Annotated in this window: 12 protein-coding genes; 9 read left to right on the forward strand and 3 right to left on the reverse strand. The window is 65.7% G+C overall.

Annotated features, from left to right (window positions below; all coding sequences use genetic code 11):
• Positions 1-68 precede the first annotated feature (68 nt).
• The 5 genes from ACQKOE_RS08055 (at position 69) to ACQKOE_RS08075 (ending at position 6,110) form a co-directional block, all read left to right on the forward strand.
• Entirely contained in the window at positions 69-1,478 is a 1,410-nt protein-coding gene (locus tag ACQKOE_RS08055; RefSeq protein WP_427512327.1) for a glycosyl transferase family protein, read from the forward strand.
• Positions 1,475-2,599 (forward strand): hypothetical protein, encoded by a 1,125-nt coding sequence (locus ACQKOE_RS08060; protein WP_427512328.1) that lies wholly within the window; start codon positions 1,475-1,477, stop codon positions 2,597-2,599. Before ACQKOE_RS08055 ends, ACQKOE_RS08060 begins: the two co-directional genes overlap by 4 nt.
• A 52-nt stretch (positions 2,600-2,651) precedes the next feature.
• A complete protein-coding gene (locus tag ACQKOE_RS08065) occupies positions 2,652-3,566 on the forward strand; it encodes a sulfite exporter TauE/SafE family protein (RefSeq protein ID WP_374588530.1) in 915 nt (304 codons plus the stop codon).
• Positions 3,563-4,315 carry a TIGR02186 family protein gene (locus ACQKOE_RS08070; protein WP_374588531.1) on the forward strand — a complete coding sequence of 251 codons (753 nt, stop codon included), beginning with the start codon at positions 3,563-3,565 and terminating at the stop codon, positions 4,313-4,315. Before ACQKOE_RS08065 ends, ACQKOE_RS08070 begins: the two co-directional genes overlap by 4 nt.
• Before the next feature lie 133 nt (positions 4,316-4,448).
• Positions 4,449-6,110: an ATP-binding protein gene (locus ACQKOE_RS08075; RefSeq protein WP_427512486.1), complete on the forward strand. Its 1,662-nt coding sequence runs from the start codon at positions 4,449-4,451 to the stop codon at positions 6,108-6,110.
• A 10-nt stretch (positions 6,111-6,120) separates the two neighbouring features.
• Here ACQKOE_RS08075 and ACQKOE_RS08080 read toward each other — a convergent pair whose 3' ends face one another.
• The 3 genes from ACQKOE_RS08080 to ACQKOE_RS08090 form a co-directional block, all read right to left on the reverse strand.
• A complete protein-coding gene (locus ACQKOE_RS08080; protein WP_427512329.1) occupies positions 6,121-7,545 on the reverse strand; it encodes an MATE family efflux transporter in 1,425 nt (474 codons plus the stop codon).
• On the reverse strand, positions 7,542-8,273 hold the full coding sequence (locus tag ACQKOE_RS08085; protein ID WP_427512330.1) for a 7-carboxy-7-deazaguanine synthase QueE: 732 nt from the start codon (positions 8,271-8,273) through the stop codon (positions 7,542-7,544). The genes ACQKOE_RS08080 and ACQKOE_RS08085 overlap by 4 nt, the downstream gene beginning before the upstream one ends.
• An 826-nt stretch (positions 8,274-9,099) precedes the next feature.
• Entirely contained in the window at positions 9,100-11,787 is a 2,688-nt protein-coding gene (locus ACQKOE_RS08090) for a valine--tRNA ligase (protein ID WP_427512331.1), read from the reverse strand.
• Between the two features lie 88 nt (positions 11,788-11,875).
• Here ACQKOE_RS08090 and ACQKOE_RS08095 point away from each other — a divergent pair, with 88 nt between their 5' ends.
• Genes ACQKOE_RS08095 through ACQKOE_RS08110 form a run of 4 tightly spaced genes read left to right on the forward strand, consistent with a single transcriptional unit; the run spans position 11,876 to position 15,416 of the window.
• The gene (locus ACQKOE_RS08095) at positions 11,876-12,988 is read left to right on the forward strand and encodes an MlaE family ABC transporter permease (protein WP_427512332.1); all 1,113 of its coding nucleotides are present in this window, start codon (positions 11,876-11,878) and stop codon (positions 12,986-12,988) included.
• Positions 12,985-13,839, forward strand: coding sequence for an ABC transporter ATP-binding protein (locus ACQKOE_RS08100; RefSeq protein WP_427512333.1), 855 nt, complete (start codon positions 12,985-12,987; stop codon positions 13,837-13,839). The genes ACQKOE_RS08095 and ACQKOE_RS08100 overlap by 4 nt, the downstream gene beginning before the upstream one ends.
• A 9-nt stretch (positions 13,840-13,848) precedes the next feature.
• A complete protein-coding gene (locus ACQKOE_RS08105; protein ID WP_427512334.1) occupies positions 13,849-14,805 on the forward strand; it encodes an MlaD family protein in 957 nt (318 codons plus the stop codon).
• A gap of 11 nt (positions 14,806-14,816) precedes the next feature.
• Positions 14,817-15,416 (forward strand): ABC-type transport auxiliary lipoprotein family protein, encoded by a 600-nt coding sequence (locus tag ACQKOE_RS08110; RefSeq protein WP_427512335.1) that lies wholly within the window; start codon positions 14,817-14,819, stop codon positions 15,414-15,416.
• The last annotated feature ends 61 nt before the right edge of the window (positions 15,417-15,477 follow it).

The raw sequence follows: 15,477 nt of genomic DNA on the forward strand, positions 1-15,477 counted from the left end.
TGCAAGGCGATTATGGTGGGTCTAGTCTATTCTACGTAAGTTGTTGATTCTTTGAAGGGGCTTCGCAGGTGTCTGCTGGCTGGCATTCCTTGATCGAAATGCTGATGCTGGTGAAGCATGAATTGCTCGCCTTTGCCGCCTTCTGGTTCTGCCTGGGCCTTGCCGATGAACTCGCGGTGGACCTTAGCTGGGCATGGCTGCGGCTGACCGGGCAGGCCCGGACAACGCGCTTGCCGGTCGGTTACGGGGCAGAGCAGTTGTCGGGACAAGCCGCAGTGCTCATTCCGGCCTTTCAGGAAGCACCGGTGATTGGCACGACGCTGGCGCACATGCTGGCATCCTGGCCGCAGGCTGACTTTACCATCTATGTCGGCTGCTATCGCAACGATCCGGCCACGATAGCAGCTGCAAGTGCCGCTGCCGCCGAAGACCGCCGGGTCAGGATCGTGATCCACGGCGCCGATGGGCCGACCACCAAGGCGGATTGTCTGAACCGGCTTTATCGTGCGCTGACGGCGGACGAGCAGCGATCGGGGGTCGTCTATGCGAACGTGATCCTCCACGATGCGGAGGACATGGTTCACCCGGCGGCGCTCCAGGCGCTCGATGCAGCGCTGGTACTGCGCGATTTCGTGCAATTGCCGGTGCGCCCCGAACTGCAGGGACAAGACCATTGGATATCGGGCCACTACGCCGACGAATTTGCCGAAAGCCATGCCAAGGCGATGGTCGTGCGCAGTGCTTTCGGGGCATCGCTGCCAGCTGCAGGGGTTGGCTGCGGTTTCAATCGCACCGCGCTGGCCAATCTGGCTGCGCAGCGCGCCCTGCTGGGTGAGACTGGCCCCTTTGCCCGGGATTCCCTGACGGAAGACTACGAACTGGGCATGATCCTGTCTCGTCAGGGCCGGGGTGCTGCGTTCCTGCGCATGCGGGACGATGGCGGGGCATTGGTCGCAACCCGCTCGTTCTTCCCGGACCAGCTGCACACCGCAGTCCGGCAAAAGACGCGCTGGATCCACGGAATCGCTTTCCAGGGCTGGGATCGCATCGGCTGGAGCCTGCGCGGCATGGAACTCTGGATGACGCTGCGCGACCGGCGCGGGCCTTTGACCGCCCTGGTTCTGGCCGCTGCCTATCTGCTCTTGCTGCTGGAAGGGCTTTTGCTCGGCCTGTCGTGGAGCGGCCTGGGGCAGCCGTATGCGATCTCGCTGTCTCTGCAGGTGATGCTGGCCGCTTGCCTGATTGGCTTTTTCTGGCGGGCCGCCTTGCGCTTTGCCTTTACGGCGCGCGAATATGGGGTAGTCCAGGGCCTGCAGTCGCTGCTGCGCATCCCTGTCGCGAATATCATCATGGTCATTGCGGGTCGCCGCGCCATCGTGGCCTATTTCCACTCGCTCAAGACGGGTCAGGTGATCTGGGACAAGACCGTTCATGAAGGTCATCCGGCCAGCGCTCTTCTGCGGCGGGTGCAGGCATGATCCAGTCGACGCCATCCCGGCGCGGGGAGCCGCTGGTTGCCTTGGCCGTCATTCTGCTCGGCTGGGTCGGCGTGCGCGTGGGAATGTGGGCGCTGACGGATGCGGATCAGCCCGTCGCTCAACCGAATGTCCCGGCTCAAGCGCAGACAGGGCAGGGGGACGATCCAGTCGAAAGTGCCCTATCCCCGCGCGCGGACCCGCCGGGCAAACCGGCTGATGAACCGCCCCAGCGGCCGGTTACCATCGTACCGATCGGTCCAGCAGTCCGGCCAGCAACAACCGTGCCGCAGCCGAGTATCGATGCGCGGATTGCGATTGGCCATCAGATGCTGCTCCAGGCCGGACTTGCAGCCTTGCCCGTGCCGGAAGAATCGCTTGCTGCAGGCGGCTTCAACCGCAGTCCGTCTCCCGCCGTGCCGCTGATGGCAGGAAGGGCTGCCTTGCAGTCGCGCTGGTCGGGGGATGCCTGGGTCCTGTGGCGTCAGGGCGGAAACGGCTACAACCTGCCGGGGCGCGGCCTGCCGGGGGCAATACTTTATTCAAGCGCCTATGGTGCCAGCCAGGCGGGCGCCGTCTTGCGCTATCGGATCGACCGTGAAAGCGACCGCCGCCCTGCGCTCTACCTGCGGGCTAGCAGCGGATATGACCGACCACGCGGGGAAGAGGTCGCCGCAGGACTTTCGCTGCGCCCTCTGCCCAGGCTGCCCCTCGCCGCCATGGCGGAAGTCAGGGCCACCCGCGTGGACCAGGGCACCAGCTTCCGGCCTGCTGCCGCGGTGGTCACCGAACTGCCGCCTGCGTCCCTTCCGCTGGGGCTTCAGGGGGAACTTTATGGCCAGGCGGGCTGGGTCGGCGGCAAAGGGCAAACGATGTTCCTGGACGGCCAGGCCAGAGTGGACCGCGGCCTCGCCAGGACCGGGGAGGCCGAACTGCGTTTCGGCGCAGGAGCATGGGGCGGGGCGCAACGCGGCACGCATCGGGTCGATCTGGGGCCGAGCCTGCGACTGGACCAACCACTGGGCGGGATCAACACGCGGCTTAGTGCGGATTACCGCCTGCGGGTCGCTGGAAGCGCGGCTCCCGGCAGCGGAGTAGCCGTAACCTTTTCTGCGGGTTTCTGATCGCACTGGCCTTTTTTTGGCCGCGCGGACGGTCTAGGACGCTGTGCAAGAAATGGACGTCTACCTTCCGATTGCCAACCTTGCGGTCAACGGCCTGGTCATCGTCGCGCTCGGTGCGCTGACGGGGATCTTGTCGGGCATGTTCGGCGTCGGCGGTGGGTTCCTGACCACGCCCCTGATGATCTTCTACGGCATTCCGCCCACGGTCGCGGCTGCCTCTGCGGCCAGCCAGGTGACGGGTGCTTCGGTGTCCGGCGTTCTGGCCCACACCCGGCGCGGCGGGGTCGATTACCAGATGGGCGGCGTCATGGTCGGCGGCGGGATCATCGGCACCGCGATCGGCGCGGGCCTGTTCCGCCTGCTGCAGGAACTTGGCCAGATCGACGTGGTGATCAACGTGCTTTACGTCCTGCTGCTGGGCGGCATTGGCTATGTCATGGCCAAGGAGAGCCTGCAGGCGCTGCGTGCGCAAAAGGCCGGCGTTCCTGTGCCCGCGCGCAAGCGGCGGCACCATCCGATGGTCGCCAGCCTGCCCCTGCGCTGGCGGTTCTATCGTTCCGGCCTCTACATCTCCCCGCTAGCGCCGCTGCTGCTGGGTGTGTTCACTGGCATCCTGACCATGCTGATGGGCATCGGCGGTGGCTTCGTGCTGGTCCCGGCCATGCTCTACATCCTGGGGATGAGCGCGAACGTGGTGGTGGGAACCTCGCTGTTCCAGATCCTGTTCGTGACCATGGCGACGACCATGATGCACGCCCTCACCACGCGGGCGGTGGACATCGTCCTCGCCGCGCTGCTGCTGATCGGTTCGGTTTCAGGAGCCCAGGTCGGCGCGCAGCTGGCGCAGCGCATTCCGGCGGAGAAGCTGCGGTTCGTCCTCGCCGCCATCGTCCTGCTGGTGGCCCTGCGCATGGCGCTGGGGCTGGGGTGGCGACCTGATGAGATCTACACGGTGACTCCGTCGTGAAGGCGCTGCTCGCCCTGATCTTCCTGGTGCTGCTGACCGGCGCGCGCGATCCGATCCTGGTGCCAGAGATTTCCCAGCACGAAGTCCAGGTGCGGCAAGGCTTTCGCGGAACCGAACTGCTCCTGTTCGGCGCGATCATGACGCCCGAGGGGACGCGCGCCGGTCAGGACTATGACATTGTCGTCGTGCTCAAGGGGCCGACCCAGTCCATCGTCCTGCGCGAAAAGCAGCGGATCGCCGGCATGTGGATCAATGCCGCCAGCACCGAGTTCCGCTCGGCCCCCACGTTCTTCGCCGTCGCTTCGTCCCGTCCGATCAAGCAGATCGTCGATGACAAGACGGCTGCGATTTATGAACTTGGCCTGCCCTGGTTGCAGCTTTCCCCGATTGGCGCCTTCGATCCCAAAGAGCAGGCGCGCTTCTCTGCCGGGCTGGTCGACCTGATGCAGCGCGAGGGACTCTACAAGGACGATCCGCGCGGAGTGAAGCTGTCCGAGCAGGTGCTGTACCAGGCCCGCATTGCCCTGCCTTCCAGCGTGCAGACGGGCACGTACACGGCAGAAACCTTCGCGATCACGCGGGGCCGGGTGATCACTTCGGCGATCAGCAAGGTTGAGGTGAAGAAGCAGGGCTTTGAGCGGGCCGTGGCGGACTATGCCGAATACAACGGGTTTTTCTATGGCCTGCTGGCCGTGCTCCTGTCCGTCGGCATGGGCGTTCTGGCCGGGCGCCTGTTCGCGCTGGTGTGATCCGCGCTTCACGCACTTAGCCCAATATTAACCGATTCAGCCTAGGCAATCCGGGTCTGCGAATGGCGCGGGCGAACGGGTTAGAAGGCGGACAATGAACGAGATCAGGTCGAGCGGTTTTGGCGCAGCACGCATGGCGGATTCCGCCGAGGTTCCCGCCGAAGCGGCAGCGGCCAGCGCGCAGCAGTTCGACAATTCGCGCGATCCCATCGGCGTCGTGCTGGAGATCGCCGGTTCCGGTTCGGCCATCGCGCTCGATCTCCAGAGGCTCCAGGAATGTGCCGGTGACGCCGACCCCTCGGTCGCCCTGGCTGGCCAGGTCGGCAGTCAGATCAAGATCCGCGTGGGCAAGGGCTGGCTGCTCGCTTCGGTCCGCACCCAGCGCCAGGACAGCAAGACGCCCGGCGGGATCATGGCGCAGATCGACTTCCTCGGCGAAGGCGATGAAGAGCGCCTGACGGGCCGCATCCACTCGTTCCGGCGCGGGGTCACGCACTATCCGATTCCCGGCGCGCTGATCTATCCGGCGACCAGCAACGACCTGCGCCAGATCTATGCCAGCGACGGACGCACCTCGATCCAGGTCGGCACCGTGTTCCCGACCCGGGACATCCGCGCCGGGCTCTACATCGATTCGATGCTGGGCAAGCACTTCGCCCTGCTCGGCTCGACCGGTACCGGCAAGTCGACCAGCGCCGCACTGATCCTGCACCGCATCTGCGAACATGCCCCGGAAGGGCATATCGTTATGATCGACCCGCACGGCGAGTACTCCGCAGCGTTCAAGCAGACCGGCATGATCTTCGACGTCTCGAACCTGCAGATGCCCTATTGGCTGATGAACTTTGAAGAGCATTGCGAAGTGTTCCTGACCTCCACCGGCAACGACCGGCAGGAAGACATGGACATCCTCGGCAAGTGCCTGCTCCAGGCGCGGCAGAAGAACCGTCTGGCCGAGACCATGGGCAAGATCACGGTCGACAGCCCGATCCCCTATCTCCTCTCCGACCTGACCAACCTGATCCAGACCGAGATGGGCAAGCTGGACAAGGCGACCAGCAGCGCGCCCTATATGCGGATCAAGAACAAGATCGACGAACTGAAGGCCGATCCGCGCTTTCAGTTCATGTTCTCCGGCATGCTGGTCGGCGATACCATGGCGGAGTTCATCGCCAAGATCTTCCGCATGCCCAGCCGGGGCAAGCCGATCTCGATCATCGACGTGTCGGGCGTGCCGTCCGACATCACCAGCACTGTCGTCGCGGTCCTCAGCCGCATGGTGTTCGACTTTGCGATCTGGGCGCGGGACGAGAAGACCCGGCCGGTCCTGCTGGTCTGCGAAGAAGCGCACCGCTATGTTCCCAACGAGAAGAACGCCGATGGTTCCTCGGTGGGCCGCATCCTCAGCCGGATTGCCAAGGAAGGGCGCAAGTACGGCGTCTCGCTGGGCCTGATTACCCAGCGTCCGTCGGACCTGGCCGAAGGCGTGCTGTCGCAGTGCGGCACGATCATCTCGATGCGCCTCAACAACGACCGCGACCAGGCCTTCGTCAAGGCGGCCATGCCCGAAGGGGCGCGCGGCTTCCTCGATTCGATCCCGGCCCTGCGCAACCGCGAATGCATCATCTGCGGCGAGGGCGTCTCGATCCCGATCCGCGTCTCGTTCGACGACCTGGAAGAGACCAAGCGACCCGCCTCGGCCGACCCCAGCATCACCGAGCTGTGGAACGCTTCGGGCGGCGAGGAGGAAATGGTCCACCGCACCGTCCAGCGCTGGCGCGCCCAGGGGCGCTAAGGCCCCGCCGTCAGGCTACCAGCGCGTTGCCCACCCTGGCGGCCGCCACCCGCGCCAGCATCAGCTTGCGCCAGGGGCCGAAGAAGTACACCGCCAGGGTCAGCGCCATCGAGGCAATCGAACTGAGCAGGAACGAGTACCACAGCGCGTCCGCACCGATCAGCGGGTAGAGCAGATAATAGGCCCCCAGCCGTACCCCATACATCGCGGTCAGCAGGACCAGCAACTGGGCATAGATCACGCCGTAGGAGCGCAGCGTGCCGAACAGCACGATGGTGATGCCAAACGGAAGATAGGTCCAGATCGCCAGGTCCTGGATATGCAGGGCCGCAGGGACCGAGGGGCTCCCCGCGCCCAGGAACAGTTCCAGCACGGGCCGATCAAACGGGACGAGCGCCGCGATCATCAAGCCGGTCATCGCCAGGTTCGCCAGCGATCCGGCGCGGCTGATCGCGTCCACGCGCTCCTCGCGCGCGGCGCCGATGTGCTGGGCCACCATTGCGCTCACCGCGCCGCCAATCGCCATGGCGGGCATGCCGATGTAGTTCCAGATCTGCAGCAGCGCGCCATAGGCGGCGGCAGTGACCAGCCCCTCGCGGTTGACGAGCCCGATCATGATGACGCCGGCGCCCGAAATGACCAGCATCTGCGCCCCCATCGGCAGGCCCATGCCCAACAGGGTGCGCGTCTCGGCCCCGCGCGGGCGTAGCCAGGCAAGTTCCGCCCCGCGCAGCCGCAGGGGCAGGTCCTTGGCATAGATCCAGACCAGCAGGCTGGCCAGGGCAATGGTCGTGGCAATCACCGTGGCCCAGGCCGAACCGGCAATGCCCAGCGCGGGAAAGGGGCCGATCCCCTGGATCAGCAGCGGGTTGAGCGCCACGTCCAGCACGGTGGACAGGATCATGAAGCGCAGCGGCGTGCCCGCGTCCCCGGCACCGCGCAGGCCCATGGCGATCATCGTGGTGACCGTCATCAGCGGATTGGCAATGAACACCACCCGCAGATAGGCCAGCGCCTGCCCGCGTGCCGCGCCCGGCGTTGCCAGCCAGTCCAGCAGGACATGGGCATAGAGAATGCCCAGCACGGTGAGGATGATCGAGATGATGCCGGTGAGCCCGATCGCCGTGCCCAGCACGCGGCGCGCAGTGGCCACGTCCTTTGCCCCCCAGGCCTGCCCGATCCGCACCGTGGCGGCCATGCCAAAGCCAAAGATCAGCGCGAACAGCAGGAACAGCAGGATATTGGCATTGGCCGTTGCGGCCAGGGCCTGATCGCCCAGCAGTTGCCCCACCCAGACCGCATTGATCGAGCCGTTGAGGCTTTGCAGCACGTTGCCGACCAGTTGCGGCAGGGCAAAGACCAGCAGGGTGCGCGCCAGCGGCCCCTGGGTCAGGTCGCCGCGCAGGGAGCCGGCCTTGGGCGGTTCGTCGCTCATGTCCCCCGGGTATCACCATAGAGGTGGATGTGCATCCGGTCGGAAAGACGTAGGCCATTCTGCAGGGCGAGCGGAGCCAGCCAGGCTTCGCGGGCGCGCAGGGTGGCGCTGTCCGTTCCTTCCGGCATCAGGTAGATCCGTCCGGGAGCAATGGCATATTGCGCGGCTAGGGCGAGGACTTCCTCGACCTGTTCCGGGGCGGCGATGACGAACTTAAACCAAGCTTTAGGTTCGCTGGCCCAGGCGGAAAGCCGCTCTGGAATCAGGGCCATGGATGGATCGTTGCCCGAATGGGGCAGCTTGGGGCTGACGTTGTACTGCGCCACCAGCGGATAGAGCGCGCGGTGCGGGGCGACGGTCCCGTTGGTTTCGATCTCCACGCTCATGCCCGATAAAAGGCCGACCATGCGGGCCAGCGCGGCCCCTTGCAGCAAGGGTTCACCCCCGGTGATGACCAGCCGGTCCTGTCCCAGTGCCATGATCCGCGCCGCGACTTCCTCTTCCGGCAGGACCAGCTGGTTGGCCTTGCGCTCAAACGCCAGTCCATCGCGGTGCGGGCGGTTGTCGCCTTCAAAGCGCCAGGTATAGGCCGTGTCACACCAGGTGCAGGACAGGTTGCAGCGCGACAGGCGCACGAAGGCAACCGGGCGGCCAATGCTCGGCCCTTCGCCTTGCAGCGAGGCAAAGATTTCCGGTTCGCCCGGTGTGGTGGTGGCCAGAGTCAGCATGGGCAGCCGGTCTCGGCGAAGTTGACACAGTTGACACCCTGTCCACTTCTTCCAACAGCCCAAAACCCGCGCGATTGCGCGGCGTGGCGCAGGTTTTGCCGACTTGCGCCGGACTGGGGACAGAAAAATTCGTGTGCGATCAGCATGGGCAAGGTCTTTGGCAGATTTGTGCCGGGTAGGACAGGGGGCGGGTAAACACGAGGTTCGCGCAGAGAGCGCGGAGAGCTTGTCTTTTCAACCGTCACCCCGGCGCAGGCCGGGGCCCAGCCCTGCAAGCAAAATCGAGCCGCTGTGCGGCGCGTCTTTGTCCGGACTAGGCCCCGGCCTGCGCCGGGGTGACGATAGGGGCTACGTCTTTTGCCTAAACCCCCGCACCACACACCCCGCTCAGGCTGAGCCTGTCGAAGCCGGGTTGGCTCACCCTCCCGGCACGGTCGCGCGCAGGGGCGCAGTCCCTTTGCGTTCTCTGCGTCCTCTGCGCGAACCCTTTCGGAACCGGCAGGTCCAGATCGGCAGGGGCCTTCGACAAGCTCAGGCAGAGCGGGAACCTGCGCAGCACGAAGGCTGTGGTTCGAGACGGGCCCTCAATCTGCGATTTCGGTCGCTCCTCACCACGAACGGCAGGTGGATGGTAACCCCCGCACCACACACCCCGCTCAGGCTGAGCTTGTCGAAGCCGGGGTTGGCTCAAAATCCTCCCCGGCACGGGGAGGGGGACCGCCGCAGGCGGTGGAGGGGGGCTGGTTGCCACTGCTGACTGGGGGGAAGGAGCCAAGCCCCCTCCACCAGCTTCGCTGGTCCCCCTCCCCGTTGCCGGGGAGGAAGCTTACCCCAGCCTCGCCAGTGCTGCGGCCAGACGCTCTGCTTCGGCCACGTGCAGGGCGTGGTCGGCGCGGGCCTTTTCGACGGCTTCGGGCTTGGCCTTTTCCACGAAGGAGGGATTGCCCAGGCGGCCTTCCAGCGACTTGGCTTCTTTTTGCGAAGCGGCGAGCGCCTTTTCCAGCCGCGCCTTTTCCGCCGCGATGTCGATCACGCCTTCCAGCGGGACGATCACGTTCGCATCGCCTGCGCCAACCTGCATCGCAGCACCGGCGGGGGCCGGTTCAAACCGGATGCCATTGAGCCGCGCCAGGCGCTCGATGGCGCCGGGGTTGCGTTCGATGATCCCGCGCGTCGCGGCGCTCGGGTCGGGCAGGTAAGCGTCCAGCTTTGCGCCGGGAGCGATGCCCAGTTCGTTCTTGGCCGTGCGCATGTTGCCGATCAGCGCGATCAGCCAGTCCACTTCCGCCTTGGCCGCCGGATCGACGGCCGAGCCCGGCTGCGGCCAGAGCGCGGTGATCAGCGGATAGTCCGCCCGCTCGCCCAGCTTGGACCACAGTTCCTCGGTCACGAAGGGCATGAAGGGGTGGAGCATGACCAGAATCTGGTCGAGCACCCAGCCGGCGACGGCCTTGGTCTCAGCGTCGAAGTTGCCCTTGATCAGTTCGATGTACCAATCGCAGAACTGGTCCCAGACGAAGTGGTAGATCGCATTGGCCGCCGCGTCGAAGCGCAGGTCGGCCATGGCCTTGTCCAGTTCGGCCAGGGTTTCCACCACTTCGCCGATGATCCACTTGTTGACCGCGCTGGTCGCCTGCGGAGCGGCCACGGACGTGCTGGCCGTGATGCCGTTGGATTGGCAGAAGCGCGCGGCGTTCCACAGCTTGGTGGCGAAGTTGCGGTACCCTTCGACGCGCTTTTCATCCATCTTCACGTCGCGGCCCTGGCTTTCCATGGCGGCCATGAAAAAGCGCAGCGCGTCGGCCCCGTACTGATCGATCAGGCCCAGCGGATCGACGACGTTGCCCTTGGACTTGGACATTTTCTGGCCATCGGCAGCGCGGACCAGGCCGTGCAGATAGAGCCGCTTCCACGGCACTTCCTTCATGAAGTGCAGGCCCTGCATCGCCATGCGCGCATCCCAGAAGAACAGGATGTCAAAGCCGGAAATCAGCAGGTCGTTGGGGTAGTGGCGCTTGACCAGTTCCGTCTCGTCCGGCCAACCCAGCGTGGCGAAGGGCCAGAGGGCAGAGGAGAACCAGGTGTCGAGCACGTCGGGATCGCGTTCCAGGGCGACGCCCGCGCCGGCCAGGGCCTGGGCTTCTTCCTCGGTCTCGGCAACATAGACCTTGCCGTCGGCGGCGTACCACGCCGGGATGCGGTGGCCCCACCACAGCTGGCGCGAGACGCACCACGGCTGGATGTTCTCCATCCAGTTGAAGAAGGTCTTTTCCCAGCTTTTCGGGACAATCTCGATTGCGCCGCTGCGCACCGCTTCCAGCGGAGCCTTGGCGAGGTGTTCGGCATTCACATACCACTGGTCGGTCAGCCAGGGTTCGATCACCACGCCGCCGCGGTCGCCGAACGGGGTCTGGATCGTGCGCGGTTCGAAATCGCTTTCGACCTCGTTGCCTTCGGCGTCCTTGGTGACGTGAGGGATCAGGAAGCCGGCCTGCTTCATGTCGGCCACTACATGCTCGCGCACGACAAAACGGTCGAGGCCGAGGTACTTGTCCGGCACCAGGCCATCGGCGGTCTGGACCACGCGGGCTTCGGCATCGAACATGTTGAGCATGTCGGCGGGCTTGATCCCGGCGCGCTTGCCCACTTCAAAATCGTTGAAGTCATGCCCCGGCGTGATCTTGACCACGCCGCTGCCCAGTTCCGGATCGGCGTGCTCGTCGGCCACGACCTTGAACTTGCGGCCCGTCAGCGGCTGCAGGATTTCCTTGCCCACGGCGGCCTTGTAGCGCTCGTCCTCCGGGTGGACGGCCACGGCCATGTCGGCCAGCATCGTTTCCGGGCGGGTGGTCGCCACTTCAACGTAGCCGGTGCCGTCGGCGAAGGGATAGCGGAAGCGCCAGAAGCCGCCCTTGACCTCGCGGGTTTCGACTTCAAGGTCGGAAATCGCGGTCTTCAGCTTGGGGTCCCAGTTGACCAGACGCTTGTCGCGGTAGATCAGGCCCTGGTTGTAGAGGTCGACGAAGACCTTCACCACCGCCTTGGTGAAGTGCGGGTCCATGGTGAACTGCTCGCGGCTCCAGTCCATCGAGCAGCCCAGGCGGCGCAGCTGGCGGGTGATGGTCCCGCCGCTTTCCGCCTTCCATTCCCACACCTTGTCGATGAAGGCTTCGCGGCTGTAGTTGGTGCGCTTGTCCTGGCGCGCTTCCAGCTGGCGTTCGACCACCATCTGGGTCGCGATCCCGGCGTGGTCGGTGCCGACCACCCACAGCGCATCCTTGCCGCGCAGGCGCTCGTACCGGACCACCACGTCCTGCAACGTATTGTCCAGCGCGTGGCCGATGTGGAGCGAGCCGGTCACGTTCGGCGGCGGATTGACGATGGTGAACGGCTGCGCATCGGGGCGTTCCGGGCGGAACAGGCCCTTGCTTTCCCAGTGTTCGTACCACTTCGCCTCGATCGCGGCGGGGTCGAAAGTCTTGGGCAGTTCGGAATTTGGGGTCGTGTCGGTCATATCACTGCGGCCTTTGCCAGCGGTGCAGCGCGCGCGCAAGGTTTGCGCCGTCTTGCCGTGGCCGCATTTTTCCCCCACACCAGCGCTGATGCGTGAATGGGCTGACTACTCGATAGCCGAAGGCGAAGGCGGCGCGCGCAGCCTGGTGCTGACCGGACCGCTGGTTGTCTCGTCGGTCGGGCGGATCGACACGGCCCTGCGCGGCACCGGCGAACGCTTCTCTGCCATCGACATCAGCCAGGCGCATGAGGTCGATACGGTCGGGGCCTGGCTGGTCTGGCGGCTGTCGCGCGAAAGCGGGGCGGACATCGTCGGCGCCAGCGACAAGGCGCAGCGCCTGATCGCGGCGGTCCACCGCAACGAGCTGGAAGAACAACCCGAACCGGAAGAACTGCCGATCCCCGCGCGCCTGCCGGAACGGGTGGGCAGCTTTGTCATCGCCTATGGCCGCGGCGTGCTGAGCCTGCTGGGCTTTCTGGGGGCGCTGATTCTGGCGCTAGGTTCAGTCATTCGCCACCCGGCCCGGTTCCGCTGGACCGCGCTGGTCCGCCAGATCGAGCTGGTCGGCGTGGGCGCTCTGCCGATCATCGGCCTGATGAGCTTCCTTGTCGGGATCGTGATTGCCCAGCAAGGCGCAGTGCAGCTGGAGCAGTTCGGCGCGGAAATCTATACCATCAATCTGACCGGGCGGCTCTCGTTCCGGGAACTTGGCGTGCTGATGACCGCTATCATGGTGGCGGGCCGCTCTGGCTCGGCCTTTGCCGCGCAATTGGGGACCATGAAGCTGACCGAGGAAATCGACGCGATGCGGACGATCGGCGTCTCCCCGATGGAGGCGCTGGTGGTGCCGCGCGTGCTGGCCTGCACGTTCATGATGATCCTGCTGGGGTTCTATGCCGCGATCCTGTCGATCATCGGCGGCGCGGTCATTTCGATGTTCTCGCTGGAAATCCCGTTCTTCACCTTCCTGTCGCGCATTCAGGAAGTGGTGCCGGCGCATGACCTGTGGGTCGGGCTGATCAAGGGGCCGGTATTCGGCCTGATCGTGGCCATCGCCGGGTGCTATCAGGGCATGCAGGTAGAGGGCAATTCCGAAGCCGTCGGCATCCGCACCACGATTGCCGTGGTCCAGGCGATCTTCATGGTGATAGTGCTCGACGCCTTCTTTGCCGTGTTCTTCACCGAAGTGGGGTGGGGATGACCGCGCCCGCACACGACGAAAACTTCCCCATCGTGGTCCAGGGGCTAAAGACCGCCTTTGGCGACCACGTGATCCACGAAGGGCTGGACCTCAAGGTCCGGCGCGGCGAGATCCTGGGCGTGGTCGGCGGATCGGGCACCGGCAAGTCGGTGCTGATGCGCGCGATCATCGGCCTCCAGACACCGGAAGAAGGGCACATCGACGTGCTGGGCGACGTCATTACCGCCGCGCGCGACGATGACGACATCGACATCCGCAGCCGCTGGGGCGTGCTGTTCCAGGGCGGGGCGCTGTTTTCCACCCTGACCGTGGCGGAAAACATCGAAGTCCCGCTCAAGCAGTTCTATCCCGAAATCAGCGAGGAACTGCGCCGCGAGATTGCCCGGTACAAGGTCATGCTGTCGGGCCTGCCGGACGAGGCGGCGGACAAGTATCCGTCCGAACTGTCGGGCGGGATGCGCAAGCGTGCGGGCCTGGCGCGGGCGCTGGCGCTCGATCCGGAACTGCTGTTCCTGGACGAGCCGACCGCCGGGCTGGACCCGATCGGCGCGGCGGCCTTCGACCAGCTGACCAAGGCGCTTCAGGAAACCCTGGGGCTGACCGTGTTCCTGATCACGCATGACCTCGATACCCTGTACGAGATTTGCGACCGCGTGGCCGTGCTGGCCGACAAGCGCGTGATTGCGGTCGATACGATCCCGAACCTGCTGAAGCTCGATCACCCGTGGGTTCAGGAATATTTCAATGGTCCGCGCGGACGGGCGGCAAGCTCGGCCAAGGATCGCGCCACGGCGAAACAGGCAGGCGGGCCGAGCATGGCGATGGACAAGCAAGCGGGCAGGGGGGCATAAGGCAGAGCGATGGAAACCAGGGCAAATCATGTCTGGGTGGGCGCCGTTACCCTGGCCCTGCTGGCGCTCGTCGCCGGGGCGATCCTGTGGATCGCGCGGCTGAGCGAGGGCGACAAGCGGCAATACGACGTGTTCTTCAAGCAGTCGGTCGATGGCCTGTCCAAGGGCTCGTCCGTCTCGTTCCAGGGCGTGGCCGTGGGCCAGGTCGCGGAAATCGAGCTGTGGCCCAAGGACCCCAGCTTCGTGCGCGTCCGCATCGCCGTGGACAAGGGCACCCCGATCCGCGTCGGCACCACGGCGACGATGCAGGGCAGCTTTACCGGCGTTTCGAACATCCAGCTGGAAGGCGCGAACCGCGATGCGCCGGAACTGACCTGCAAGGGCGAACAGGCCACTGCCTGCCCCGAAGGCGTGCCGGTGATCCCGACCAAGCGCGGCGGCCTGGGCGAACTGCTCAACTCCGCGCCGGTCCTGCTCGAACGCCTGGCGACTCTGACCGAGCGGCTGACCATGGTCTTTTCCGACAAGAACCAGGCCTCGCTGGAACGCATCCTGGCCAATACCGACCGGCTGAGCGGCGGTCTGGCCGATTCCGCCCCGCAATTCCGCGCCACCATGGCCGAACTGCAACTGACCCTGGCAGACGCGCGCAAGGCGCTGGTCACCTTCGAAGCGACCACCGGAACCGCCAACGACGTGCTGAACGGCGAAGGGCGGCAGATGATCGTGCAGTTCCGCAAGACGCTGCGCTCGGTCGAAAGCACGGCGGACAATCTGGACGCGATGGTCAGCGATGTCCGTCCGGCAGCCAGGCAATTGAACGAGACGACGCTGCCCCAGGCCGAGGCCGCGATCCGCGACCTGCGCGCCAGCACCAAGGCGCTGCGCGACCTGACCGAAAAAGTGAACAACGATGGCGCCGGATCGCTGCTCGGCGGGCAGAAATTGCCGGACTACAAACCATGAGGAACCGGGCCATGGCCGTGAAACTGTCTCGCATCGCCATGATGGCGGCCCTGCCGCTGGCCCTGGCCGCCTGCGTCAACATCGGCGGCAAGGGCAAGCTGCCGCCGACCCTGCTGACCCTGACGCCCAGCGCCGTTGCTCCGGCCGGCAGCGCGGCCAGCGCGGTCCCGGCCGAGGCGCTGATGGTGCTGGAACCGGAAACCGACCAGGTGCTTTCGGTCCTGCGCATTCCGGTCCAGGTCGACGCGGCAAACGTCGCCTATATCAAGGACGCGCAGTGGATCGAACGCCCCGCCCGGCTGTTCCGCGCGCTGCTGGCCGAAACGCTGCGGGCGCGGGGCGGGCGGCTGATCCTGGAAGATACCCAGGCCACCGTACCCGTCGCCGGATCGCGCCTGGCCGGGCGGCTGATCGCCATGGGCTATGACGCGCAGACCAGTTCGGTCGTCGTCCGCTTTGACGCCATCCGCACCAGCGCCGGCGGCGCAGTCCAGACCAAGCGCTTCGAAAGCGTGATCCCCGGCGTCCGGGCGAAGGGCGAAGACCTCGCCCCGGCCCTGAACCGCGCGGCCAACGACGTGGCGGCGCAGGTCGCGGACTGGGTGGGCTAAGGCCAAAAGGCGCGAGGTTTCGCGCAGAGAACGCAGAGAACGCGAAGGCATCCCCATAAAA

The organism is Novosphingobium sp. NPDC080210, from assembly GCF_050281025.1.
GTDB lineage: Bacteria > Pseudomonadota > Alphaproteobacteria > Sphingomonadales > Sphingomonadaceae > Novosphingobium.

Coding starts and splice junctions, on each gene's coding strand:
- ACQKOE_RS08105 (WP_427512334.1), top strand. CDS start 13,849: ATGGAAACCAGGGCAAATCATGTCTGGGTGGGCGCCGTTACCCTGGCC.
- ACQKOE_RS08110 (WP_427512335.1), top strand. CDS start 14,817: ATGGCCGTGAAACTGTCTCGCATCGCCATGATGGCGGCCCTGCCGCTG.
- ACQKOE_RS08100 (WP_427512333.1), top strand. CDS start 12,985: ATGACCGCGCCCGCACACGACGAAAACTTCCCCATCGTGGTCCAGGGG.
- ACQKOE_RS08095 (WP_427512332.1), top strand. CDS start 11,876: ATGCGTGAATGGGCTGACTACTCGATAGCCGAAGGCGAAGGCGGCGCG.
- ACQKOE_RS08060 (WP_427512328.1), top strand. CDS start 1,475: ATGATCCAGTCGACGCCATCCCGGCGCGGGGAGCCGCTGGTTGCCTTG.
- ACQKOE_RS08090 (WP_427512331.1), bottom strand. CDS start 11,787: ATGACCGACACGACCCCAAATTCCGAACTGCCCAAGACTTTCGACCCC.
- ACQKOE_RS08075 (WP_427512486.1), top strand. CDS start 4,449: ATGGCGGATTCCGCCGAGGTTCCCGCCGAAGCGGCAGCGGCCAGCGCG.
- ACQKOE_RS08085 (WP_427512330.1), bottom strand. CDS start 8,273: ATGCTGACTCTGGCCACCACCACACCGGGCGAACCGGAAATCTTTGCC.
- ACQKOE_RS08080 (WP_427512329.1), bottom strand. CDS start 7,545: ATGAGCGACGAACCGCCCAAGGCCGGCTCCCTGCGCGGCGACCTGACC.
- ACQKOE_RS08065 (WP_374588530.1), top strand. CDS start 2,652: ATGGACGTCTACCTTCCGATTGCCAACCTTGCGGTCAACGGCCTGGTC.